We start from the raw sequence: 24,974 nt of genomic DNA, 5'->3' as shown, positions 1-24,974 counted from the left end.
ATTTTATTGTGTGATATTAATCACATACATATTAATTCTCTTTACATTTACAATATACTTTTAGAAAACACGCTATAAATCAATTCCCCTGATAATGAGCCGTGTGATAATCACTCACATACTTTAATGGAAGGATTTCTAATGCGAGTTTCTTACATTGTTATTCCCTTATTGATCGGCGCAGGCATTTACGGCTGGTACTGGAAGCAAACCCACCCTGATATTATTCCCGTTTCAGTTGTTGCTGTAGAAAAAGGTGACGTCGAAGCAACCGTGGCTAATACTCGTGCAGGTACTATAAAAGCCTGCCGCAGAGCCAAATTATCCCCTTCAACTGGCGGTCAAATTAGCGAATTACCCTACGCCGAAGGTGATTTTGTTAAAAAAGACGCTATGCTTTTGAAAATCTGGAGTCTGGATTTGCAAGCTGAAGTAGAGCATATCAAAAAGAATATCATCGCCAGTGAAGATACCGCTGAAGCCACCTGTTTACAGGCAGACATGGCGCAACGCACGGCAGATCGTGAGTTACGCTTACTGCGCTCCAGATCAATTTCGCAGGAAGAATACGATCTAAAATATACCGAATATTTAGTCAATAAAGCCTCTTGTAAGGCAGCTAAAGCCAATATCGATTCTGTTAAAGCCAGCCTGCTTGTCGCTCAGGAACAATTAAAACGCACTGTTTTATATGCACCCTTTGACGGCGTTATCGCAAAAATTAACGGTGAGCTTAATGAATATGTAACACCCTCCCCGATTGGTATTCAGACACCGCCGGTGATTGACCTCATAGAGCCAGGTTGTTTTCTGGTCAGTGTTCCCGTCGATGAGGTAGATGCGCCCAAAATCAAAATCGGCTTGCCTGCCCGAATTACATTAGATGCATGGCGCGGCCAAATATTTAAGGCAAATGTTTCTCGCATTGGCTCTTATGTAACAGATACTGAGAAACAGGCACGAACAGTCGAAATCGAATTAAGTTTTCAAGATAAAACCCAGCTTGATGATTTATTAGTCGGTTATAGCGCTGACGCAGACATCATTCTACAAACCAATAAAGACGTGTTGCGCATCCCTAGTGAGACATTAGTTGATGATTCCCACGTATTACTGTTTAACCCAGAGAGCAAAATTTTAGAAAAAATTACCGTTAAAAAAGGACTCAGTAACTGGAGCTTTACAGAAATAACAGAAGGATTAAAAACGGGAGATCAATTAGTCACATCTGTCGGCACAACTGGTGTTAAGGAAGGTGTCTTGGTCAAAGTTGTAAACGAAAAATCAGCGAAAAAAAGCAATAAGACAGATAGCAAGAATGATTAAACTCCAGGATATCTGCCGTTTTTTTAAGGTCGGAGATGAAACCGTACATGCGCTAGATAAAGTCACGCTGGATATCTCGCGTGGTGATTATATAAGCATTATGGGCGCATCCGGATCGGGCAAATCAACCTTGCTGAATATGCTAGGCCTGTTAGACATGCCAAACTCAGGCAGTTATCAATTTGAAGGTAAGGAGCTCACGACCTTATCCGAAGAAAAAAGAGCGACTTTTAGACGGGAAAACGTTGGTTTTATCTTTCAATCTTTTCATCTGATACCTCGCCTGACTGCAGCGGGTAACCTCGAACTCCCTCTAATGCTGATGGGCATGGCGCCGAAAGAACGCCACACCAAAGTAAAAGATGCATTAGCAAATATTGGACTAGCTGATCGTGCCAATCATTTACCCAAACAGTTATCTGGCGGGCAACAACAACGCGTGGCAATTGCACGCGCCATGATACTCAAACCCCCTTTATTATTGGCCGATGAACCAACTGGCAATCTTGATACCCACTCCGGCAATGACGTTATCAAAATACTGGAAGAATTAAACGCATCTGGCATTACCTTAATCGTAGTCACGCATGATCTGGAATTGGGGGAACGTGCTACCCGCAAAATCAAAATGCTTGATGGAAAGATCATAGAAGATGTGACATCTGAAAAACCAATATGAGAATTCTGGATACATTAGGCTTTGGTAAAATCGCACTAACAGCGAACCCAACGCGTACACTGCTGATATTACTTGCAATGTCTATTGGCGTAGCGTCAGTTATCATTTTGACTTCCTTAGGTGAAGGTGCACGTAAATATGTCTCAGCCCAATTTGAAACCCTAGGCTCAGAGCTACTTTTCATTCTTCCGGGTAAAAGAGAAACAACCGGCGGTCTACCTCCCCTTTTAGGCACGTCCCCTAAAGATTTAACTATCGATGATGCGCTATCACTAAAACGAAGCCGTGCTATTGCCTATGTCGCTCCGGTTATTTTAGGCGCTGCGCCCGTATCCTTCGCATCCAGAGAACGAGAAGTTGTCATTTTCGGTAGCAGTAGCGATCTCAAAGCTGCGCTTGATTTACCGATGGCTGCAGGACATTTCTTACCCGATGATGATCCAAGAAATGCGGCATCAATCTGTGTTATTGGAAACAAACTTAAAAAGGAGCTATTTGATAATAAAAAAGCCATAGGTGAATGGTTAAGGATTGGAGAACGCCGTTTTCGGGTGATTGGCGAACTCAGTTCTAAAGGCCAATCCGTTGGCATGGATTTAAGCGATACCGCCATCATCCCTGTTGCAAGCGCTGAAATTCTTTTTAATAAAGCTTCACTCAGTCGCATGATTGTTAAAGCACGCGGCAAAGAATCACTGGATAAAGCCGAAGCAGATATTCTAAGAACGATCAAACAACGCCACGATGGTGATGAGGACATCACCATTCTACGACAGGATTCCTTATTACAAACGTTTGATGGGGTTTTGCAAACACTCACCTGGGCGCTGGCGGGTATCGCAGCTATTAGCCTGATTGTTGCCGGAATACTGATTATGAATGTCATGCTGGTTTCAGTGAGCCAGAGAAAATCCGAGATAGGCTTACTTAAAGCGCTGGGAGCCCCAACAAGTCAAGTACTCACCCTATTTCTGAGTGAAGCTTTAATGCTATCCATAGCCGGAGGAATTATTGGCGTATTTATTGGCCTTGCCGGTGCAAAAATGATTGCCTACTTTATTCCAAATTTTCCCGTGCAAACGCCACTTTGGGCAATTGCAGCTTCACTCATCGTTACCATTATTACGGGGCTGATATTTGGCAGCATACCCGCCAGTAAAGCGGCAAAACTGAATCCCGTGTTAGCCCTTTCGGATAAATAGTTAATAGAATGCGTATCACAGACTACTCATTACTCGCATTATCTAGTCTCAAATACAGCCGTTTGCGCACCTATTTGACGGCTCTTGGTATTGCCGTTGGTATTGCTGCTGTTGTCCTGTTAACCGCATTAGGCGGTGGCGCGCAACATTATATGATGGGTCAATTCAGTCAGTTTGGGGCAAATATAATATCGGTTGCACCCGGTAAAACCACCACAGCAGGCATTTCAGGCGCCATTTTAAGCAATGTCCGTCCATTAACCATTGAAGATGCAGAAAGCTTGCATCGACTCCCCAATATCATTACTTCAGTTCCGGCAATACAGGGAAACTTACCGATAGAACGTGGCAATCGAACGCGTTGGACGAGCGTCTTAGGTATTAATCACGAAGTACCTGACACATGGGCTATGGAAGTCGGGCAAGGACGCTTTTTACCCAATGAACCTGCCGAACAAGCGCGTAATTTTGTAGTGATTGGCGACACCATAAGAAGAGAACTGTTTCCTTACACCAAACCACTGGGTGAATTTCTCCGCATAGGAGGAGAACGCTACAGGGTTATCGGCGTAATGAAAAAGAAAGGCCAGGTATTAGGCTTGGATATGGACGATATTGTCTACATACCCGTATACAGAGCGCTTTCATTGTATAACCGCGATAGCCTGATGGAGATCGACCTGCGCTATACCGAAGGATACGATGAAGCGCAAATCATCAATAATATCAAACAACGGCTGATTGAAAGACACGGTAGTGAAGATTTCACCATCACATCACAAGACGATATTATCGGCACACTCGGCTCTATATTAGGGATTTTGACCGCAGTTGTCGCAGGGCTTGGCAGTATTTCTTTGCTTGTGGGTGGTGTCGGCATCTTCACCATCATGAGCATTGCGGTAAACGAACGAATTAAAGAGATTGGCTTACTCCGCGCGCTTGGCGCTTCCCGCAGACAGGTGACTTTACTGTTTCTGTTTGAAGCTGCAGTCCTATCCGGTCTAGGTGGGATTTTCGGTATGCTGTCGGGTTTTGGCATTGCGTGGTTACTGCACTATGTGATTCCCGCCCTACCCATTAATATTCAATGGGATTATGTCATCATGGCAGAAATTATTGCGATAGTAACGGGCATGATCGCTGGTCTGGTTCCAGCAAGACGAGCTGCAGTAATGGAGCCCGTTGATGCGTTACGCAGTGAATGAATGATAAAAAGCCGCTATAAGTAGGGGGGTGTATTTAAATTTCACATAAAAAAGACTAATATGAGTTAATGAAATTTAACCATCGCACCCTTTTCCTTTTCTGCATATTCAACTTAAGTTTAATCTGCTACTCCAACGTTTACGCAGAATCTATTACGCTACCGTCAGAACAAGAAATCAATATCGAAGAATACGGTTCTGACAAAAGCAAAAAACATCTGCTCTGGTTAACCTCAGAACGTGGAATTTCAGGTGAATTACAAAAAACTGTTTTAGCGATTAGCAAACAGAATGATCTACATATTCTTATGCCCGACTGGCATGACAGCTATTTTCTAGAACCTTCCCGATCAGCATTATCAAAAATTCCTAAACAAGACTACAAAGCCTTAATCAAACACTACACTGATAAATTCAACAAGCTAAATGAGAAGCTATTTATCGTTGCAAGCGAAAGAGCTGCAGGCATGACATTGACAGCTGCGCATCAACTTCAGACAGAAAATACTAATAACATTGCTGGCATTATTCTGATAGCTCCCTACTTGCAGACACAAACACCCGAAATAGGAAAAAGTGTGGAGTATCAGGAAATTGCAAAACACAGCAACCTTCCTTTATATGTATTCCAGGCAGAAAGATCACCTCGTTATGTACCTTTGCCTCAACTAATCAAAGCACTCGAGCTAGGTGGTAGCCAGGTCTACACACACGTCTTAAAAGGAGTTTCTGGAGGTTTTCACGCCAGAGATAAAGAAGATCTAAACCCTTTAGATGTGGAAGCAAGAAAAGCGTTTCCCAAACAAATAAACAATGCACTGAGCATGCTTGAATTTGCAGAAACCGCACCACTAAAGCCACTTGGCAGTTACGAAATGGTTAAAGCCAAAAAACGCTTGAATAGATTAAAAAAAGTGACACTAGCAACTCCTTCTCTTGTTTTAAAAGACCTTAAAGGTAAACAGCATGACCTGAATGACTATCACAATAAAATCGTCGTCGTAAGCTTCTGGGCTAGCTGGTGCCGCCCCTGCATAGAAGAAATGCCATCACTGGTAAAACTAAAAGAAAAATACCAGAATGATCTGGAAATACTGGCAGTCAATGTGCGTGAAGAAAACGAAGTCATAAATAGCTTTACCAAATCAATGGGAATCAACTTCCCCATTCTCAAGGACTCCGACTCAGTAATAACAGAAGCATGGAAAGTCTATGTGTACCCCAGTAACTTCATTGTCGATAAAACTGGAAAATTGAGTTACGCAGCAACAGGTGCAATGGATTGGCAAGAAACTGAGATTGAGTCGGTGGTAGAGTCACTGCTTAATTAGAGTCATAGGTCACCCCCCTACTTTAAGCCACTTTTTTTTTGGTTGTTTAAAATGACCTCAGAAATTTATACAAATTTAAGGACTATTTACACCCTTTAAAACTTACAATTTGGCTTTTTCGCTGTTTTATCCTATATATTATATTCTTGATAAGGAATTAAAAAGAGCCAGCATTTGAAACGTTTTCTATTCATTTTCACATTATTAATCAGCTTGCTGACTCACAGCAATCTAATGGCTGATGCTGTTAAAAATATCAAAAACTTAGTAGGTCACGGAGGCCCAGTAAACACTGTTGCCATAAGCCCTGATGGTAAAACAGCACTTTCTGGCAGCCTCGATTATGCTGTTATGATGTGGGACCTTGATCCTGGAAATGCTGAAAAACCCAAACAAAACCACCGATTTATAGCTCATAAAGGCGCAGTAAGTGCAATTAAGTATTTTCCTTCCGGTGAGAAAGCGATTTCTTCCGGAGACAAAGGCAATGTGTTTATCTGGGATTTGTTAAAGAACAAAGAGATAGCTCAATTAGAAGGACATCTCGCTAAAGTTGTTTCTATCGATATTTCGAATGATGCTAAATATGCCGCGACATCCAGTTGGGATGGAAATATTATTTTATGGGACTTAGATACTCAGAAATTGATTCATAAAATTCTCGTTCATAACCATCCTGTAAATAACGTTTTGATTTCTGCGGATAGTAAAACACTCTACTCTGCAGGGTATGATGGCAAGATTCGTTCATGGGATGCTGATTCAGGTGAGTTCATTAAGGTACTGCATTCGCATGGCTGGCCAATCAATATCATGCGCTGGTTGCCTGAACAAAAGCAGCTAATCTTTGGGACGACCAATGGCGATGTTCAAATCTTTGATCTAGATAAAGAAAAAATCAGCAAGATATTGATCCCTCATGAAAAACCCGTATTAGGTTTAGCAGTTTCTTCCAAACATAATCTTATCGCCAGTGGGGGTAACGATGGTGTGATAAGAGTTTGGGATATTAATAATTGGGAGCTTAAAGGACAAACTATTACAATTCTTGGCCCTGTCTGGGCCCTTGCGTTTAACGATGATGGGAAGTCACTGTATTACGGTTCGCTTGATGACGAAGTAAAGTACTGGGAAATTACCGATAAAGAAGATCAAAATCTCTGGGTTGATCATAAACCCAGACGCTTTCAGGTAAAAACTGGCGTACCTTTGGGCGAATTACAATTCGCGCGAAAATGCAGTGTTTGTCATACCTTGAATGCTGATGACGCTAACCGCGCAGGCCCAACACTGCATAAAGTGTTTGGTCGTAAAGCCGGGGCACTTGAGGGCTATAGTTATTCGGATAGCTTGAAAAATTCACCCATTATCTGGGACGAAAAAACCATCGATGATCTATTTGTAGAAGGCCCTGCAAAAATTGTACCTGGCACTAAAATGCCACTGCAAAAGGTAGCAGATGATAAACAACGAAAAGCGCTAATTTCTTTTTTAAAGAAAGCCACGCAATAACAAGACAAGTAAAAATAGATTTAGTTAATTTTTTACAAAGATTTAAACACTAGTGTCTTAGCCATAACAACCGCATCTTCACGACCATTATCTGCTGGGTAATACCCCTTTCTTAAACCAATTTCATTATAGCCTTCACTTTGATAGAGATTGATGCCAGCTTTATTTGAAGGCCTTACTTCTAGAAAAACAGTTTCAGCCTCTCTCTTTTCTGCAATTATTTCTGCTTCCGACAGTAACTTTCTTCCCCAGCCTTTTCCTTGTAATTCTGGATACACACAGATATTCAAAATATGTGCTTCCTTAACCACAGCAGAGATAACAAGGTGACCATTGAGTTGTTTACCCTGTTGAAACACCCAACAGGAGTAAGCCTGATTATTGATACAGTCTTGGAAGTTTCCTAACGTCCATGGATAAGGATAAGACGCTAATTCGCCTTTCATTACTTCTGTTAAATCTTCGTGTTGCATTGGTCGAAGATATTGCAGATGAGTAGACTGTGACTTCATGTAATTAGTATTAGCTTTCAGCGACTAAACTTATTGCCAGCTTTAAATCTTCCCATGCTTTGCGCTTATCTGCCGGTTTATTCAAAAGGTAACTAGGATAATAAGTAACGACAATATATGTGTTTGAATCTGGCAGGGTAAAGGGTTTCCCTCTTAAGCGAGCTAAAGGCTCGTCACTGTGTAAGACATTTTGGGCTGCTAACTGACCGACAATGACGATAATTTTTGGTTGTACTTGCTTAATACAATCTTGAAGAATGGCATTGAGTTCTATTTTAGAAGTCTGGGCATCGGAATCATTACGATGAGAGTTTCTCAAAACATTTACTAGATAAGCATCATTACGTGGCCTTTTTATTCCCAATGCACGAACCATGTTTTCAAGCAAAACCCCTTCTTCTCTTGTGAAAGGTTGTCCCTGTTCATGTTCTATAAATTCTGGGTTCTGACCAATAACCATCCAGTCCGCATCTAAATTTCCTTCTGCATAGACAGTATGATGTTCGGTTTTAGCGAAGACATTAGGAATATTAACTTGTGTTCGATTAGTTACTTTCGGCTCAGTGTCTAATGATTCTGTGATTTTTCTGATGGCTTCAGAAGGAGACTCATTTACTGGAGAGCTTTTAGTAACTTTTGACTCTTCTTCCTTCTGCTGCAGCTCCTGCAAAATATTATCTACTGCGTTTGACACACCAGAAGTATTTGTAGAATGAGTTCCTGACTTTTCTCTTGTGGATCTATTAGGACTTGTATTTACATATTCAGACTGAGTTTCATCAATTTTAAGAGCTTCATCAATCACAAGCTCACGGGAAACCCAAACAGGGATTCCCATGGCATTAAGATATTGTAATTGTGCAGGACTAGTCATTGATGTCTATAAAGTACTTAGTTATACGCTATGCTGAGGATGAGCCCGGCTTTCGTCACTGGCCAACTTATTCAGCGCATCTAGATAAGAATAGGCCGATGCAATAACGATATCCGGATCAGATCCATTACCATAAACCTGACGGCCTGCTTTTTCTAATCTCACCGTAACTTCGCCTTGAGCATCAGTACCACTAGTAATATTGTTCACAGAATATAATTCAAGTGTACCCTGTTCTCCAACAATGGCTTTAATTGCAGAGAATACAGCGTCTACCGAACCACCACCTTCTGCCTCGCCAGTCATTTCTTCACCATCTACGTTGAGTACGACTTTAGCTCTTGGTGTTTCACCCGTTTCCGAACAAACCCAGGAAGAAATCAAATGATAGCGAGTATGCTCTAATGCCGCCTGTGATTCTGATGCAATCGCTCTTAAATCTTCATCGTAAATTTCATGCTTGCGATCTGCAACGTCTTTAAACCGTGAGAATGCAGCGTTCAATGCTTCTTCGTTATCAAGAATAATTCCAATCTCTTCTAAACGAGATTTTAAAGCGCTACGTCCTGAGTGTTTTCCTAATACGATTTTATTATCTGACCAGCCCACATCCTGTGCACGCATGATTTCATAGGTTTCTCGTGATTTAAGAACACCATCCTGATGAATACCAGACTCATGTGCAAATGCATTTTTACCCACAATCGCTTTATTTGGCTGAACAGGAAAACCTGTTACCGAAGAAACTAAACGAGATGCAGGAACTATAAATGAGGTATCTATATTGGTATGACAATCAAAAACATCGTGACGTGTACGAATTGCCATGACGATTTCCTCAAGAGACGCGTTACCAGCTCTCTCACCTAAACCGTTGATGGTGCATTCAACCTGTCGTGCTCCATTTAGCACCGAAGACAATGAGTTACTTACTGCCAAGCCTAAATCGTTATGACAATGCACTGAAATAACCGCTTTATCAGAATTTGGTACTGCTTCGATTAAACGACGAATCATGTCACCAAATTGATGCGGGATATTGTAACCCACTGTATCTGGGATATTGATAGTAGTGGCACCGGCATCTATAGCTGCTTCTACTACACGGCATAAGAAATCGAACTCTGTTCTGCCCGCATCTTCTGCTGAAAACTCAACATTATCAGTATATTGACGAGCTTTTTTAACCGCTCGAATAGCTTGTACTAAAACCTCATCAGGCTGCATACGAAGTTTTTCTTTCATATGAATCGGAGATGTTGCGATAAAGGTATGAATTCGCCCAGAATTGGCTGGTTTTAGTGCTTCGCCTGCACGCTCGATATCGGCATCAAGTGATCTGGCTAGGCCACAAACTGTACTGTCTTTTACGGCTGTTGCAACTGCTTTTACTGATTCAAAATCACCAGGGCTTGCTATTGGAAAGCCTGCTTCGATAACATCAACACGCATCTGTTCTAGCATTTTGCCAATACGTACTTTTTCTTCCAAAGTCATGGAAGCCCCAGGACTTTGCTCGCCATCGCGCAAAGTTGTATCAAAAATGATCAAACGATCACTCGAATTACTATTATCTGTCATTTGGTATCTACTCCATTCTCCGCACGCATGATTGATGCAATTATAAAGACAAGAAGGTACTAGAGAAAGCTTACAAAAAAATTAAATAAATTAGCGTTTGGCCTCGCAAAGGCAAGATCATCTGCCCAAAGGCAGGAGGAGTAACAAGCTGAGTAGCAGTAGTGATAAAAAAGCTGCAGACATAAACAAACCCGAATTTTGATTATTCGTAGCTACCTTGGCTTTAACCTTGGCAACTTTGATAGTTTTGGCTATGTTGTGTTGCTGCTTCATAGTTTAAATATATTCTTTTTCTTCATAAATTCAAGAAATGAAATTATTTTTTATAAATTTGCTTATGAACTAACTAAGAATGTTAATCACTGGTGTTTTTCTTCTGGACTTCAGATAAGCGCTTTAATGCTTTTCTTCTGGTTTGCAACCAGTTGAAAGGCCCTGATAATGCATAGATAAAAAACACAAAGAATAGCACTATCGGTGGAGCGACCTGCACCAAAGCAAAGATTAAAATGATTACCAAAATGGCTAGATGCGGTACTTTACTTTTTAGATCAAAGTCCTTGAAACTGTTGTATTTAACGTTACTTACCATCAACAAACCTGCAAAAATGGTCATGATTAATGCTGGTATCTGTAACGCTTTACCTTCAAATTCTAAATCATGTAACATCCATACCATTCCAACCACAATGGCCGCCGAAGCCGGGCTTGGTAAGCCAATAAAATGTCTTTTATCGACTTCATGTATTTGAGAATTAAATCGCGCTAATCTTAATGCGGCGCATGCCACATAGATAAACGCAGCCATCCAGCCTAGCTTGCCCCACGATACACTCGTGTCTCGCATAAAAATTAATGACCATTGATACATAACCAATGCGGGTGCTAAACCAAAAGAAACAAGATCAGATAAGCTATCGTATTGCTCACCAAATTCAGAAGAAGTATTTGTCCAACGAGCGACTCTGCCGTCTAATCCGTCTAGAATCATAGCAACAAATACCGCAATACAGGCCTTTTCAAATTGGCCATTCATCGCAGCTAAAATGGCGAAGAATCCGCTAAATAAAGCCGCTGTAGTGACCAAATTAGGTAATAAATATATACCTTTACGAGGAGATGGTTTAGTTGTTTCATTCATGGGCACATTCTTACATAGTTTTGAAGGGTGTCACAGAAATCTTACAAAATTTAGGCGAAAAAAAACGGGCACAAGGCCCGTTGAATGTGATCGCTCAAGCGATTTCTTGTTGTTAGCGACGTCTATATTACAGAACACTAGCTGTCTAAAAGCTGAACCGAATAATTTATTTATGTTTTTTTATTCTTTCTATTCTAAATAATAAGATGAAACGTATACTAACTATCCATGAGTATTGGCAATATGTGGCATTTTCATTACTCAGCGCCATGATCAACTGAACATTTAATAATAAATTTAAAGGTGTATAAATTCCTTATGAATAAAGATAGACCCAATGAAGAAGCTTTAAATGAACAACTTTCCCATGGAATAGAAGTGCCAGAAACAAATATGGAACCACTGCAAAAACAGGTTCGTATTGTAGGCAATCTTCTTGGCGAGGTTTTGAAAGAACAAGAAGGTGAAGCGATTTTTGATACGGTTGAATACTTAAGAACAGGCTATATCAGCTTGCGTCATAAAGATGATCCGCAAAAACGCTTGGATCTCATGGCGTATATCGAAACACTTGACGAACACACACTTAAACAAGTGACACGTGCTTTTAATACCTTTTATGTACTTTCCAATATTGTTGAAGAAGATTATTTGCATCGTGAGCGACGTAAATTATATAAACAAGACGATCGGAAACTCTGGCAAGGATCGTTCCTTAGAACGGTTGATGAAATAGCAGAATCTGGAATCTCTGCAGAAGATATGCAAAGAATCATCGATGAGTTACGTTACACCCCGGTTTTTACGGCCCACCCTACTGAAGCACGACGTAGAACGATGATGACATTACAGCGTCGTATCTTTCTTATAATTGATCAACTCAACAGGGACGAACTCACATCAGAAGAACGAGGCTCATTGCAAAACCAGCTTAAATCGCAAATTCAATTATTATGGCGCACAAAAGAAGTCAGGTTAAATAAACCTACCGTAGAAGATGAAGTGCGATACGGGCTATTTTATTTTCAGGCAAGTCTGTTTGAAGCAATACCCATGGTTTATCGTTATTTTGAACGAGCAACGCGTAAAGTGTACGGCTCTGGAAAAATTAACATACCCAGCTTATTAAAGTTTGGCTCCTGGATTGGTGGTGATAGAGATGGCAATCCTTTTGTCACCCCTGCTGTCACTAGGAATGCCATTCGTTTGCATATGCAAGAAGCGCTCAACGAATATCATTGTCGGATCTTGAAACTACGTAGTATTTTATCTCACAATATAGAGTTCATAACACCTAGTGCAGAATTTACTACTTCATTAAAAGCAGATGAGGCAGAACTCAAAGAATACATTTCTCAACGAAAAACAGAATTATTTGAAAATGAGCCCTATAGACAAAAACTTGATTATATCGCGCATAGGTTAAATGCAAATTTTCTAACAGTTAGAAGTCATATCACTGGAGTAAAAGCTGATATATCCTCTGGTGCGCTTATAGGAGCCTACAAAGAAGTTACTGAGTTTCTCAATGAGCTATATTTAATTCGCGACTCTCTTATCAGTCACAACGATCAGTATATTGCTAACAGAGAACTTAAAGATTTAATCCGTTTAGTAGAAACCTGTGGTTTCACCCTGTACAAACTTGACCTTCGTCAGGAATCAACAGTGCATACACGAACGGTTACCGAAGTACTCAAACAATTTACCCCGGATCAGGATTACGAAACATTATCTGAAACACACCGTATTGAAACTCTGGCAAATTTAATATCGCGGGTAAATTTACCAAAACCAAATCCGGAATCACTGTCTGCAGAATCTGTCGAAGCATTAGAATTATTTGATACGATGATGGAAATGCGAGCCGAAACAGGTGATAGCATTTTTGGTACATATGTCATTTCAATGACTCATACTGCCAGCCATGTTTTAGAAGTGATGTTCCTGGCTAGACTGGCTGGCATAGTTGGCACTGATGCCCGCGGCAAACCATTCTGCAATATTCAAATCTCACCCCTATTCGAAACCATTGAAGATTTACGTCACATCAGTGAAGTGCTAACCAATCTATTCGAAAATCCCGTGTATATGGATTTACTTAAAGTATCGGGGAATTTACAGGAAGTAATGCTGGGTTATTCAGATTCCTGTAAAGACGGAGGCATACTCGCTTCGCAATGGAACTTATACAATGCGCAGAAACAAGTTATCGCATTAACAGATTCCTATGGCGTTAAATGCCGAATGTTCCACGGTCGTGGTGGTACTGTAGGACGTGGCGGCGGCCCAACTCATGAAGCGATAATTTCGCAACCGCCTGATACCGTTCATGGTCAAATCAAATTCACCGAGCAAGGTGAAGTGTTGTCAAACAAATACGGTAATACCGAAACCGCAGTTTACGAATTGGGCGTAGGAATCACAGGATTGTTAAAAGCCAGTCAATCTATCGTCAAAAAGCATGGAAAATATGCAGATAATTACCTTCAGGCAATGGCAGACATCGCTATATCCGGTGAGGAAAGTTATCGGGACTTAACAGATAACACGGAAGGTTTTCAGGATTATTTCTACGAAAATACACCCGTTACCGAAATTGGGCAGATGAATATCGGATCACGCCCTTCTCACCGTAAAACAGATCGCTCTAAATCATCTATTCGCGCAATTCCCTGGGTATTTGGCTGGTCACTATCACGGCATACTCTACCTGCCTGGTATGGTATTGGAACAGCTCTTGAAACATTCCGTAAAGAACATGGCGATTTGTTATTAAGAGAAATGTATCAGAAATGGCCATTCTTCAAAGCATTGCTCAGTAATGTGCAAATGTCGCTGTTCAAAGCACAAATGGATATTGCAAAGGAATATTCAAATCTGTGGAAAGATAAAAAACGATCAGCCTTTATCTATGACAAAATTGCCGCTGAATACTATCTGACAGTCAGGGAATTATTATCAATCGCACAAATCGATAATCTTCTGCAAGAAACACCGTTGTTGCAATATTCACTGGAGCGTCGCGAACCGTATCTAGATCCGTTAAATCATATCCAGATAACGGTACTTGGAAGACACCGTGAATTTATCAGCAAGTCTGAAGAAGAATCACCTTGGATTGACGAGCTATTGCTCACGATTAATGCAATTGCAGCGGGTATGCGAAACACAGGATAAAATAGTTCTGTAAAAAAACGCCTATAAGTAGGGGGGTGTGTTTTGATTTATGAAAATGCTGTTAAGCAACATTAATCATAAATCGAGCCACCCTGCTCCAATTGGATCAACATTAATCGCATCTCGAATTCGAGTTGGTGATAATCAGGCAGCATATGCAAACACAGCCGATAGAAAGCTTTGTTATGTTCTTTCTCTTTAAGGTGAGCCAACTCATGCACCACTATCATATTTAACAAAGCTTCTGAGGACTTCTTAAACACAGCACTGACGCGCAATTCGTTTTTAGACTTTAACTTGCTACCCTGTTTTCGCGAGATATAGCTATGTAAACCCAAAGCGTTGTGCACCACATGAATTTTACTGTCATAAATCACCTTACTCAACGGTGATGATTTTTTCATATGCTGATTCTTTAAAGCCAATACATATTCACGCAAATCATTATCGTTATAAATACAATGCGTCTCTGGATGTCGCTGCAATAAAAACTCAGTGAGCTTATCATTATCGACCAATGACTGAACTTGTTGTATAACTGTTGGTGGATAACTACCAAGGTATTTTTTTATTAGAGAGGGTATTGGTGGAGTTGTCATAAGTATTTTAAGGAAGATATCGAGAATATACGGATTGCTTCGGCAATCTAGCAGAAAGAAATTAAAATGACACCCCCTACTATAGGCAGTTTTTGTATTGATTGGTATTTTCAATAATTAAGATTGCATTTTAATGATACATTGAATCTGGATTGACAAAACCAATGAGTGAAGCTAATTTGTATTGGCTTCGCTTATGAATAATTTATTCTACTAGCTAGCGGTTTCTTCTAGTAAGAAATTGACATCACCTCCTGAAATAAGTTTTTCAGTTTTTAATTATTAATTCAAGAATACTTCATAAATGGATAACTCTTTAATAGAACAAGGGCTTAACCTGATGCTGTTTGGCATGGGGACAGTATTTATTTTCCTCACGATACTTATTTTCGCGACGGGAGCCATGTCTAAAGTTATATTGCGCTGGTTTCCTGAAAAAATTATTGAGCCACCTGCACCAAGAAAGAGACCCAAATCAGCAAGTGGAGCCAGCATTGCTCCTGCCACCTTAAAAATACTACAAGCGGCTGTTGATCAACACCGTAAAGGTAATTAACGTAACGGCAAATAACGATACTGCATAATAGATAATCTCCTCTTTATAGATGTGAGATAACAGTAACCTTAATACAATAATTAGAGCACTTTGAGTTAGAGCATTATGAGTCAGAAAAAAAATACCGACAAAAAGCCCGAGAAACTGCACATCACCGATGTTGTTTTACGTGATGGACATCAGTCATTATTTGCCACAAGAATGCGACTCGCAGATATGCTACCTATCGCTGAGAAGCTGGATAGTGTTGGTTACTGGTCTGTTGAAACATGGGGTGGAGCGACTTTTGATTCTTGTATCCGTTTTCTTGGTGAAGATCCATGGGATCGTATACGCCAGCTTAAAGCGGCAATGCCTAATACTCCTCAGCAAATGTTATTCCGTGCTCAAAACATTCTGGGTTACCGTCACTATGCCGACGATGTTGTAAACAAATTCGTAGAACGTGCCGCTGTAAACGGCGTGGATGTTTTCCGTGTTTTTGATGCGATGAACGATACGCGTAATATGGAAACCTCACTAAAAGCAGTTAAAGAAGTAGGCAAGCATGCACAAGCAACACTGTCTTATACTGTAAGCCCAGTCCACGACCTGCAGGGCTGGCTAGATATGGCACGCCGACTTGAAGACATTGGTTGTGACTCAATCTGTATTAAAGATATGGCGGGTTTACTCAAACCATATACTGGCTTTGAACTCGTTTCCGAGCTTAAAAAGATCGTCTCTGTACCTATACACATGCATTGTCATGCAACCACTGGTTTATCAACAGCTACTAATCTCAAATGTGTTGAAGCGGGCGCTGATCGCGTAGACACTTCTATATCATCCATGTCGATGACTTACGGTCATTCACCTACCGAATCAGTGGTAGCGATTATGGAAGAAAGCGAGCGTGCAACTGGTCTGGATTTAGTGTTACTTGAAGAAATTGCAGCTTACTTCCGCGAAGTTCGTAAAAAATATGCGAAGTGGGAAGGTTCTTTACAAGGCATAGATTCACGTATATTACTGGCTCAAGTTCCGGGTGGAATGCTTACCAATATGGAAGGTCAACTCAAAGAGCAAGGCGCTGGCGATAAGCTCGATGAAGTATTAGCGGAAATTCCTAAAGTACGAAAGGACCTTGGTTATATTCCATTGGTTACACCTACTTCTCAAATCGTTGGTACACAGGCTGTTCTAAATGTATTAACAGGTGAACGTTATAAAAAGCTTACCGGTGAGGCTGCGGGTGTACTACGCGGTGAATATGGCGCAACTCCTTCAAACGTTAATGAAGAGTTACAAAAGCAGGCGCTGGCTGGAGATGAATTAATTACCTGTCGACCTGCTGATTTACTCGAGTCTGAATTAGATAAGATTAAAGATGAGCTCGTAGCAATTGCAAAAGAGAAGTCCATCGAACTAACGGAAGGTGAAGGCCTGATCGATGACGTATTAACCTATGCGTTGTTCCCTCAAGTTGGATTGAAGTTCCTTGAAAACAGAAATAATCCTAGTGCCTTTGAGCCAATTCCAACTGGAAATGAAGGCTCAACAGTTACATCTGCCAGTGGTGAGGAAATTTACACAGTAACTGTAGATGGCACTGATCATGTAGTTACCGTGGGTAATGGCGGCGATATCACAGGTGTTGTACCTACTTCAGGCGCATCAATCGCAGGAGCTACATCGGCTGGGGCTACAACTCCAACCTCTTCAGAGGGTGAAGGCTTCCCGGCTCCTATGGCTGGCAATGTATTCAAGGTTCAAGTAGGCCCAGGCGATCTCGTTGAAGAAGGTGACGTCATGATCATCCTCGAGGCTATGAAAATGGAAATTACGGTGATCGCACCTAAGTCCGCTACCGTGGTAGACGTCACGGTTAAAGAAGGCGACGATGTAGCCCTCGGCGACATATTAGTAACACTGGCCTAGGACTGACGCATGGAAACACTGTTAAAATTATGGGGCGATTCTGGAATCGCTCAACTACATTTCGGTCAAGCGGCAATGATGCTTGTCGCGTTGATATTACTCTACCTTGCGATCAAAAAAGGGTTTGAACCGTTACTTCTAGTTCCGATCGCGATCGGTACGCTACTGGTTAATGTACCAGGTGGCGGTTTTGAAGCAGCACCAGTTTATGATGCTTTAGGACATATGACCAGCCCTGGCGGCATGATGTATTACATTTATAATGTAGGTATCGCCTCGGGTATGTTCCCGTTGATTATCTTCATGGGTGTGGGTGCGATGACTGACTTCGGTCCACTTCTGGCTAATCCCAAAACCTTATTATTAGGTGCTGCGGCTCAATTTGGAATCTTCGCAACTGTCATTGGCGCAGTGAGCTTAAGCTACTTTGGCATCCTTGATTTTTCACTTAATGATGCCGCAGCGATAGGTATTATCGGTGGCGCTGATGGCCCTACAGCTATCTTTGTAACCAGTAAACTAGCTCCGGATATTCTCGGTCCTGTGGCTGTTGCAGCCTACTCTTACATGGCTTTAGTACCCATTATTCAGCCACCTATAATGCGTGCATTAACCACTGAAAAAGAACGCGCTATTCAAATGGTTCAGTTACGTCATGTAACTAAAACAGAAAAAATTGTATTCCCACTATTATTACTTGGGCTAGTTGCCATGGTTCTACCTAGTGCGGCTCCATTACTAGGTATGTTCTGTTTCGGTAACTTAATGCGTGAAGCAGGTGTTGTTGATCGTTTGAGCGATACTGCTCAGAACTCATTAATCAATATCGTTACCATCTTCCTTGGTTTGGGCGTTGGATCAAAAATGAGTGCAGACAAGTTCCTTAACTGGGAAACGCTGGGTATTCTAGCTCTAGGCGCTATAGCATTCTGTATCGGAACTGCTTCAGGTATTTTATTAGCCAAACTCATGAATAAGTTTAGTGAGCATCCTATCAACCCTTTGATTGGATCTGCCGGTGTATCTGCTGTACCTATGGCAGCTCGTGTATCTAATAAAGTCGGACTCGAAGCCAATCCACATAACCATCTATTAATGCACGCAATGGGGCCAAATGTTGCTGGTGTTATCGGTTCTGCTATTGCAGCCGGTGTGATGATTAGTATGGTTAGCTAGTTAGTCATTAGAACACCTTAAACTATCTTTTATTAATCAGAAGTCAGTCTCAAGCACTGGCTTCTGGTTGATATGTCACCCCCCTACTTTAAGGCACTTTTTTTTAACTGATCACAGAATCAGGTGAAATGAAATCGTAACCTAACTCTTCCGCTACCGCTTCATAAGTCACTTTCCCTCCACTGACATTCAATCCATTTTTTAAATTCTGATCATCCGTCAACGCTTTTTTCCAGCCTTTATCTGCAATCGCGAGTAAGTGAGGTAAGGTTGCATTGTTTAATGCGTACGTAGAAGTTCTTGGAACAGCGCCTGGCATATTTGCTACACAATAATGAACGACTCCATCTATTTCATAGATCGGATCTGCATGAGTCGTCGCATGCGATGTTTCAAAACAACCACCTTGATCAATGGCAACATCAACCAAAACCGCGCCATCTTTCATCTGACTAAGCATATCTTTAGTTACTAATTTAGGCGCTGCAGCGCCAGCAACTAATACTGCACCTATAACCAAATCTGCAGCTAAAACATAATCGCGCATAATGCCTGCATTTGAATGAATGACTTTTGCGGTATTGCCAAAATGATTACTCAAGCTTTCTATTGTCATTGGGTTTGTATCAAGGATTGTGACATCCGCTTGAACACCTACAGCCATTTGCGCTGCATTAAAGCCCACGACACCACCACCAAGAATAACTACCTTAGCAGGGGCAACACCGGGTACACCTCCGAGTAAAACACCTAAACCACCATGACTTTTCTCTAAGGCATAAGCGCCTGCCTGAATGGATAAACGCCCTGCCACCTGACTCATTGGCTTTAATAATGGCAATGCACCATGATTGTCAGTAATCGTTTCATAAGCGATACAGTGTGCACCAGAAGCAATTAAATCTTTGGTTTGTTCTGGGTCGGGAGCTAAATGTAAATAAGTATAGAGAATTTGATTTTTACGAAGCATTGCGCGTTCAATAGCCTGTGGTTCTTTTACTTTCACAATCATTTCTGCTGCAGCGAAAATATCAGCAGCATCTGCAATGATATCAGCCCCTGCTTTTAAATAAGTAGCATCATCTGCGCCAATCCCAATTCCTGCGTCACTCTGAACCATCACAGAATGTCCATGCGCTACAGCAGATGAAACAGATTCTGGAGTCATACCAACCCGGTACTCATGATTTTTTATTTCTTTTGGTACACCTATTAACACAGTAAATCTCCTTTTTATTATTTATATACTAGAAAGTTAAACTCCAAATAAAACATTATATAAATCTAATCATAGTATTGATTTCAATATTAATCAGTACCTTACGTATAAAGTACAATGACATCATCTAAATTAAGGTTTTAAATAATTAAGTGCCACCCCCCTACTTTGAATGACAATTCTTTTTTATCTTTTAAAAACGGTTTTGGAATTTAAGCAGAGCAAGGCATTTTTTATTCGAATGTAAGACAACAAAAAAGCCCCTATGAATTAATCCATAGAGGCTTTTTTAACAGAGCTAAATATCAGAACTAGAACTTAGTTTTGATTAGATAAAGACCTTAAGAAGAGTGATGCGGATCTACACTTGCATCGGCTAATGTCGTTGGCAGTAACCTGAATATTTTCATACCGATTATGAGGACACATAAAGCCAAACCTACTCCACCAATACCTAATAAGTACTCTGGTAATGTTGCTGAATAGGCATTGTAAACTCCATCAGAGAATGTACTACTGGTCTCTGAATTAGGGAATAAAACTAAAGGGTATGATTGGCCACCAATCAGAATCACATAAATCTGCGCAAAACCACCCATAATCGCGAGGATTGCAGCTACTACTAATGCAGTTCGATTATTTCTGAGGAAAGTACACCACACCAAAAACATGGGAACTAAACTTCCGAAGACAATTTGCCCATACCAGAACAGATTCGAAAACGGACCACCATTAAGAATAAAAGATTCAACGCCATGATGCTCAGTCGCATAAATATTTGTCAGGTGTCTAACTAGCTCAAGGAATAATACCAAAGCAATAAATATGGCTAAGGTGTAACGTAAGCGATTGAGCACTGCATCACCTAGTTCGCGACCTGTCATTTTAAAAGTTGCCATCAAAACCAAGGTATATATTGCAGTTCCATAGACATAAGAAGCAACAATAAATAGCGGCGCTAAAATAGCTGCATCGTAATATTGCCTTGCTACAAGAAACCCAAAGATAGAACCTGTACCCATAGTAAGCATGAAACGCCAGAACATGTTTATTGTTCCAGTTGGTTTATAGAATTTTTTAGCAACTTTACTGCGATCCATCATAGTCCATAGGTACACAGCGAGAATAGCTATAAACCCTGAATAAAGAATAATGTTCCAGGCAAATATAGATTTGAAATTTATATAGCCGTAGGCCATTTCAATGACGTGCCCTATGCTTCCTAAATCAAGCAATAAAACGATCAAACCGCCTACAAGTAATGCAGCAGCAAGAAAAGCAGATAAACGACCTAATGGCTGATAAATTTTCTTACCGAAAACTGTGCCTACAGTTGCAACGTTAGCTGCACCTGACGCTGCGACTATTAAGAAAATCGCAAACACATGAGGCATACCCCAAACAATTTGGTTATTCATCCCGGTCACATGATGACCGTGGTGATGCATATAATAGAAGGCACCAGCACCAACTAATGTCATCAAACCAAAAAATCCCAAAACAGCCCAAAATCCAAGGCCACTATTTTTAATTTCACTAAATACGGTATTTGTTGCCATTGTCTTATATACCCCAGTAGCGTACGCCAGTATTCAATCCTAGGTCTGCACGTATCTGCGTCCCACCATACTGCTTTAATACTTTACTGATTTGACTGTTTTCGTCATTCAAATCACCAAACAACATCGCTTGTGGTGCTGCATCTACACAGGCTGGATTTTTGCCTTCATCGACACGATTGACACACATATTGCATGATTCAACAGTGCCTTTTCCACGTGGAGTACCGGGACGTTGATCAACCAAAGTTTCATGAACAAAGCTTCTAGCCTTGTATGGGCAAGCCATCATGCAATAACGACAACCTATACAAATGTGTTTATTAACCTGAACGATACCATCTGCCCGCTTCATCGATGCGCCAGTAGGACAAACATCTACACAGGGTGCTGTTTCACAGTGCTGACACATAACCGGTAAACTTACTGTTTTACCCGTCATCTTTTCAGTGACTTTTACTTTACGGATCCATTGAGCATCTTGTAGATCGTTAGAATGTTCCTCATCGCCCCATCCGTGTTCTTTTTTACACGCTGCGATACAAGCATCTCCACCATCAGTGAGTTTGTTTACATCAATTAACATTCCCCAACGCACTTTATCGCTGATGGGCTCATCAGCTGGTTTTGCTTGTACTTCACGTAAGAAAATACCTGGTGCAACTGTGACAGCTGCCGCTGTTCCAGCAAGGCCTGAGAGAAAATTACGGCGGTATGAATTTATCTTACTCACTGATAGCTCCCTTTTTATTATTCTTTTCAGATTCAATATTGTCCTGATCTGACATAGCGTTGTTCTGAACTAATGATATTTTGTCGCTGTTATTTGCACTCACTTCTACAGCAACATTGGCACCATGATAGTTTTGATTAGGCAATGATTCAGATTCAGCAGTCGCTTGCTGATTAACGGGGTGATCAACATGACACTGAAAGCAATCTAATTTAGCCGCTACATATCCGTGACAGGTTGAACAAAAATGCTCAGGATTGGTATGGCGTAGAACTTCGCCATTATGTTGCTCAGGAACATGACAATTAATACACGCATTTAGGCTGTATTTTTTTGTGCGAATACCGTTATAGACAGTCTCATCACGCTTATGCATAAGCTCATCCATATGGTTCTTACGCATATGAGCTACGTGCTTGTCACGAATTTCATCTGAATCAAACTGCTTTGATGCTTTCATTAAAGCAGGTGGTTCACTATCACAAGCACTTAAGCCTAGAAGCGATACAGACAAAAACGATAATACAACGAAGGATCTAACCAACTGTGTAAATATGGATTGAATTCTCAACATATAATTCTCGAGGAACACACCAATCCTATTAAAGGATTGGTGTCGTTACTTTGATTGACCAGCCCAGTTAATTAACCACCTAAGCCCATTTCAATGTAGCCAGTAGGACATACATCAGCACAAATATGACAACCAATACACTTGTTGTAGTCAGTATCTACATAACGTCCTGTTGTTGACTGGTCTTTCTTAACTCTGAATACCGCATCTTGTGGACAGTAGATAACACAGTTATCACACTCAAAACACATACCACAACTCATACAACGCTCTGCCTCATCAATGACTTGCTGTTCTTCAAGCGCATTCATACGTTCAGCAAAGTGACCTAAAACTTCGTTTTCACTTGGTACATCTTCGGTGCGTTTATAACGTTCAACTTTCTCGAAATGACCTAAAAACAGTTCGCTTGAAGCTACAATCTCATGTTCTGAACGATCATCAAAGTTGTGAACTGCATAATCATCAGTATCTGTACCACGAAGATCTTCTTCTTTTCCTTCATCATAAGAGGTAGGACTAAGATTGAATTCCTTAAGCTTGTCTAATAAGTCAAAATGATGCTTATCAACTTTTGGACGCTTGCTTAGCTTCTCTTCGTTGTGAACAAGGTAATGATCGATAGTCTCAGCAGCTATAGAAGCTTGACCGATAGCCGTTGTAAGTAGGTGAGGACGAACAATATCACCCGCTACAAAATGACCTTCTTTGCCAGGAACCTGGTAGAAGTTGTCAGCATCGATTGCATTACGGTCATTTCCGTACTCTTCTACACCTTCAAGGTCGCCAAACTGACCGATTGCAGAAACGATAAGATCAGCTTCGATCAATGTTTCTTTACCGCCCTCTTTTGGCTTAGGCATATTACCTTCCATGACAGCTTCAACGACTTTAAGACCGATTGCTCTGCCATTTTCATCTACTACGATTTCTGATGGCATAACTTCGGTTAAGATTGTTACACCTTCAATAAGAGCATCCTGAACTTCGTGCTCGGCAGCCGTCATTTGGTCTAATGGGAATAATGAGGTTAATGTTACTTCAGCAGGTACTTTATTTGCTGGTTCTGAATCATGCTTAACTTTGCCCGTTGCAACATCTTCAGCATGCTCATTGTAATCAGCAAGTGAACCGATACGACGAGATACTGAAACCACATCGATAGATGTATCACCACCACCCACACATACAACCTTAGGAGCTGTATATTTCATATCGCCAAGATTAAAGGCTTCTAAGAAATGAACTGCTGTGACTGCATTTGGAACTTGATCCCAGTTATCTACGAATAAACCACGACCATTCTTACAGCCAAGTGCCCAAAGGATAGCGTCGTATTCTTTTTCAAGATCAGCAACTTCAACGTCTTTACCTACACGAGTATTTAGTTTTACTTCAACACCGTCCATATTGGTAATACGTGCGATTTCCGCGTCCATACTGTCACGTGGCACACGATAACCAGGGATACCATAACGAGCCATTCCACCTAATTGTGCATGATCGTCAAATATTGTTGAGTAATGACCCATTTTACGAAGCTGGTAAGCTGCTGCCATGCCTGCTACACCACCACCAATAATGGCTACTTTCTTGCCAGACGGTGTTGCTGAATCATCAAACGTTAATCCTGCTGCTGTCGCTTGATCACCAATGTATTGCTCTACAGAGTTAATTCCAACAAATTCATCAACGTCGTTACGGTTACAACCTTCTTCACAAGGTGCTGGACAAACTCTACCCATCATTGATGGAAACGGGTTTGCCGCAGTAGAACGACGGAATGCATATTCCTGCATCGTCATATCACCCGTTGGTTTTTCTATCCCACGAACGATTTGTAACCAACCACGAATGTCTTCACCTGAAGGGCAACTACCCTGACATGGTGGAGTTTTCTGGATGTAAGTAGGGCATTTGTAAGAGGTATCTTCCTGGAAGATATATTCTCCCATACTATCCCACGTATAATCATCATCATCATAACGTCTGAACGTGTGGGCTTTTGCCAATTTTTTATCATCAGGTGAAGTTGCCATGCTTATATCTCCATTACTCTATCTAGATAATTCTAGACAATTTAATTTCTAAA

20 protein-coding genes are annotated in these 24,974 nt (G+C 41.0%); 10 read left to right on the top strand and 10 right to left on the bottom strand.

The genetic code is table 11. From position 1 onward, the window contains the following. Positions 1-141: 141 nt before the first annotated feature. The 6 genes from Q1A31_RS08575 (at position 142) to Q1A31_RS08550 (ending at position 7,258) form a co-directional block, all read left to right on the top strand. Entirely contained in the window at positions 142-1,326 is a 1,185-nt protein-coding gene (locus Q1A31_RS08575; RefSeq protein ID WP_299875225.1) for an efflux RND transporter periplasmic adaptor subunit, read from the top strand. Next, positions 1,319-2,005: an ABC transporter ATP-binding protein gene (locus Q1A31_RS08570; RefSeq protein WP_299875222.1), complete on the top strand. Its 687-nt coding sequence runs from the start codon at positions 1,319-1,321 to the stop codon at positions 2,003-2,005. The genes Q1A31_RS08575 and Q1A31_RS08570 overlap by 8 nt, the downstream gene beginning before the upstream one ends. After that, entirely contained in the window at positions 2,002-3,207 is a 1,206-nt protein-coding gene (locus Q1A31_RS08565) for an ABC transporter permease (protein ID WP_299875219.1), read from the top strand. The genes Q1A31_RS08570 and Q1A31_RS08565 overlap by 4 nt, the downstream gene beginning before the upstream one ends. Before the next feature lie 8 nt (positions 3,208-3,215). Next, positions 3,216-4,415: an ABC transporter permease gene (locus Q1A31_RS08560; protein ID WP_299875216.1), complete on the top strand. Its 1,200-nt coding sequence runs from the start codon at positions 3,216-3,218 to the stop codon at positions 4,413-4,415. A 68-nt stretch (positions 4,416-4,483) separates the two neighbouring features. Further along, the gene (locus Q1A31_RS08555; protein WP_299875213.1) at positions 4,484-5,746 is read left to right on the top strand and encodes a TlpA disulfide reductase family protein; all 1,263 of its coding nucleotides are present in this window, start codon (positions 4,484-4,486) and stop codon (positions 5,744-5,746) included. A gap of 174 nt (positions 5,747-5,920) precedes the next feature. After that, positions 5,921-7,258 (top strand): c-type cytochrome, encoded by a 1,338-nt coding sequence (locus tag Q1A31_RS08550; protein ID WP_299875211.1) that lies wholly within the window; start codon positions 5,921-5,923, stop codon positions 7,256-7,258. A gap of 32 nt (positions 7,259-7,290) precedes the next feature. Here Q1A31_RS08550 and rimI read toward each other — a convergent pair whose 3' ends face one another. The 4 genes from rimI to pssA all read right to left on the bottom strand — a co-directional run bounded on the left by rimI (position 7,291) and on the right by pssA (position 11,366). Then, positions 7,291-7,770, bottom strand: coding sequence for a ribosomal protein S18-alanine N-acetyltransferase (gene rimI, locus Q1A31_RS08545; protein ID WP_299875207.1), 480 nt, complete (start codon positions 7,768-7,770; stop codon positions 7,291-7,293). A gap of 10 nt (positions 7,771-7,780) precedes the next feature. After that, positions 7,781-8,644 (bottom strand): uracil-DNA glycosylase family protein, encoded by an 864-nt coding sequence (locus tag Q1A31_RS08540; RefSeq protein WP_299875204.1) that lies wholly within the window; start codon positions 8,642-8,644, stop codon positions 7,781-7,783. Positions 8,645-8,665: 21 nt separating this feature from the next. Further along, the gene (locus Q1A31_RS08535; RefSeq protein ID WP_299875201.1) at positions 8,666-10,225 is read right to left on the bottom strand and encodes a 2-isopropylmalate synthase; all 1,560 of its coding nucleotides are present in this window, start codon (positions 10,223-10,225) and stop codon (positions 8,666-8,668) included. Between the two features lie 355 nt (positions 10,226-10,580). Continuing rightward, complete coding sequence (pssA, locus tag Q1A31_RS08530) at positions 10,581-11,366, bottom strand: CDP-diacylglycerol--serine O-phosphatidyltransferase (protein ID WP_299875198.1); 786 nt, start codon at positions 11,364-11,366, stop codon at positions 10,581-10,583. Between the two features lie 318 nt (positions 11,367-11,684). On the opposite strand from pssA, the gene ppc reads away from it, so the two are divergent. Next, positions 11,685-14,546 (top strand): phosphoenolpyruvate carboxylase, encoded by a 2,862-nt coding sequence (gene ppc, locus Q1A31_RS08525; RefSeq protein ID WP_299875195.1) that lies wholly within the window; start codon positions 11,685-11,687, stop codon positions 14,544-14,546. Positions 14,547-14,617: 71 nt separating this feature from the next. Here ppc and Q1A31_RS08520 read toward each other — a convergent pair whose 3' ends face one another. Beyond that, positions 14,618-15,145 (bottom strand): YgjP-like metallopeptidase domain-containing protein, encoded by a 528-nt coding sequence (locus Q1A31_RS08520; RefSeq protein WP_299875192.1) that lies wholly within the window; start codon positions 15,143-15,145, stop codon positions 14,618-14,620. A 304-nt stretch (positions 15,146-15,449) separates the two neighbouring features. Here Q1A31_RS08520 and Q1A31_RS08515 point away from each other — a divergent pair, with 304 nt between their 5' ends. From Q1A31_RS08515 to Q1A31_RS08505, 3 genes are all read left to right on the top strand, one after another. Beyond that, entirely contained in the window at positions 15,450-15,701 is a 252-nt protein-coding gene (locus Q1A31_RS08515; RefSeq protein WP_299875189.1) for an OadG family protein, read from the top strand. Between the two features lie 105 nt (positions 15,702-15,806). Further along, positions 15,807-17,621, top strand: a complete 1,815-nt coding sequence (oadA, locus tag Q1A31_RS08510) for a sodium-extruding oxaloacetate decarboxylase subunit alpha (RefSeq protein WP_299875187.1) — start codon at positions 15,807-15,809, stop codon at positions 17,619-17,621. A gap of 9 nt (positions 17,622-17,630) precedes the next feature. Next, positions 17,631-18,797 carry a sodium ion-translocating decarboxylase subunit beta gene (locus Q1A31_RS08505; protein WP_299875184.1) on the top strand — a complete coding sequence of 389 codons (1,167 nt, stop codon included), beginning with the start codon at positions 17,631-17,633 and terminating at the stop codon, positions 18,795-18,797. 103 nt (positions 18,798-18,900) lie between these two features. Here the strand turns inward: Q1A31_RS08505 and ald are convergent, their stop codons facing one another. The 5 genes from ald to Q1A31_RS08480 all read right to left on the bottom strand — a co-directional run bounded on the left by ald (position 18,901) and on the right by Q1A31_RS08480 (position 24,921). Then, complete coding sequence (gene ald, locus Q1A31_RS08500) at positions 18,901-20,016, bottom strand: alanine dehydrogenase (protein WP_299875181.1); 1,116 nt, start codon at positions 20,014-20,016, stop codon at positions 18,901-18,903. A gap of 341 nt (positions 20,017-20,357) precedes the next feature. Beyond that, entirely contained in the window at positions 20,358-21,575 is a 1,218-nt protein-coding gene (gene nrfD / locus Q1A31_RS08495; RefSeq protein WP_299875178.1) for an NrfD/PsrC family molybdoenzyme membrane anchor subunit, read from the bottom strand. Positions 21,576-21,579: 4 nt separating this feature from the next. Next, positions 21,580-22,308: a sulfate reduction electron transfer complex DsrMKJOP subunit DsrO gene (gene dsrO, locus Q1A31_RS08490; RefSeq protein WP_299875175.1), complete on the bottom strand. Its 729-nt coding sequence runs from the start codon at positions 22,306-22,308 to the stop codon at positions 21,580-21,582. Beyond that, the gene (locus Q1A31_RS08485; protein WP_299875172.1) at positions 22,301-22,882 is read right to left on the bottom strand and encodes a hypothetical protein; all 582 of its coding nucleotides are present in this window, start codon (positions 22,880-22,882) and stop codon (positions 22,301-22,303) included. The genes dsrO and Q1A31_RS08485 overlap by 8 nt, the downstream gene beginning before the upstream one ends. 71 nt (positions 22,883-22,953) lie before the next feature. Continuing rightward, a complete protein-coding gene (locus tag Q1A31_RS08480; RefSeq protein WP_299875169.1) occupies positions 22,954-24,921 on the bottom strand; it encodes an NAD(P)-binding protein in 1,968 nt (655 codons plus the stop codon). Positions 24,922-24,974 lie beyond the last annotated feature (53 nt).

This window comes from uncultured Cocleimonas sp. (genome assembly GCF_947495625.1).
Taxonomy (GTDB): Bacteria; Pseudomonadota; Gammaproteobacteria; order Thiotrichales; family Thiotrichaceae; genus Cocleimonas.
Note: the sequence above shows the minus strand (reverse complement) of the source record. Positions and strands in the feature narration are given on the sequence as shown.

Coding starts and splice junctions, on each gene's coding strand:
- nrfD (WP_299875178.1), bottom strand. CDS start 21,575: ATGGCAACAAATACCGTATTTAGTGAAATTAAAAATAGTGGCCTTGGA.
- Q1A31_RS08505 (WP_299875184.1), top strand. CDS start 17,631: ATGGAAACACTGTTAAAATTATGGGGCGATTCTGGAATCGCTCAACTA.
- Q1A31_RS08575 (WP_299875225.1), top strand. CDS start 142: ATGCGAGTTTCTTACATTGTTATTCCCTTATTGATCGGCGCAGGCATT.
- pssA (WP_299875198.1), bottom strand. CDS start 11,366: ATGAATGAAACAACTAAACCATCTCCTCGTAAAGGTATATATTTATTA.
- Q1A31_RS08555 (WP_299875213.1), top strand. CDS start 4,484: ATGAAATTTAACCATCGCACCCTTTTCCTTTTCTGCATATTCAACTTA.
- rimI (WP_299875207.1), bottom strand. CDS start 7,770: ATGAAGTCACAGTCTACTCATCTGCAATATCTTCGACCAATGCAACAC.
- oadA (WP_299875187.1), top strand. CDS start 15,807: ATGAGTCAGAAAAAAAATACCGACAAAAAGCCCGAGAAACTGCACATC.
- Q1A31_RS08570 (WP_299875222.1), top strand. CDS start 1,319: ATGATTAAACTCCAGGATATCTGCCGTTTTTTTAAGGTCGGAGATGAA.
- Q1A31_RS08485 (WP_299875172.1), bottom strand. CDS start 22,882: ATGTTGAGAATTCAATCCATATTTACACAGTTGGTTAGATCCTTCGTT.
- ppc (WP_299875195.1), top strand. CDS start 11,685: ATGAATAAAGATAGACCCAATGAAGAAGCTTTAAATGAACAACTTTCC.
- Q1A31_RS08480 (WP_299875169.1), bottom strand. CDS start 24,921: ATGGCAACTTCACCTGATGATAAAAAATTGGCAAAAGCCCACACGTTC.
- Q1A31_RS08560 (WP_299875216.1), top strand. CDS start 3,216: ATGCGTATCACAGACTACTCATTACTCGCATTATCTAGTCTCAAATAC.
- Q1A31_RS08535 (WP_299875201.1), bottom strand. CDS start 10,225: ATGACAGATAATAGTAATTCGAGTGATCGTTTGATCATTTTTGATACA.
- Q1A31_RS08565 (WP_299875219.1), top strand. CDS start 2,002: ATGAGAATTCTGGATACATTAGGCTTTGGTAAAATCGCACTAACAGCG.
- Q1A31_RS08520 (WP_299875192.1), bottom strand. CDS start 15,145: ATGACAACTCCACCAATACCCTCTCTAATAAAAAAATACCTTGGTAGT.
- Q1A31_RS08515 (WP_299875189.1), top strand. CDS start 15,450: ATGGATAACTCTTTAATAGAACAAGGGCTTAACCTGATGCTGTTTGGC.
- Q1A31_RS08540 (WP_299875204.1), bottom strand. CDS start 8,644: ATGACTAGTCCTGCACAATTACAATATCTTAATGCCATGGGAATCCCT.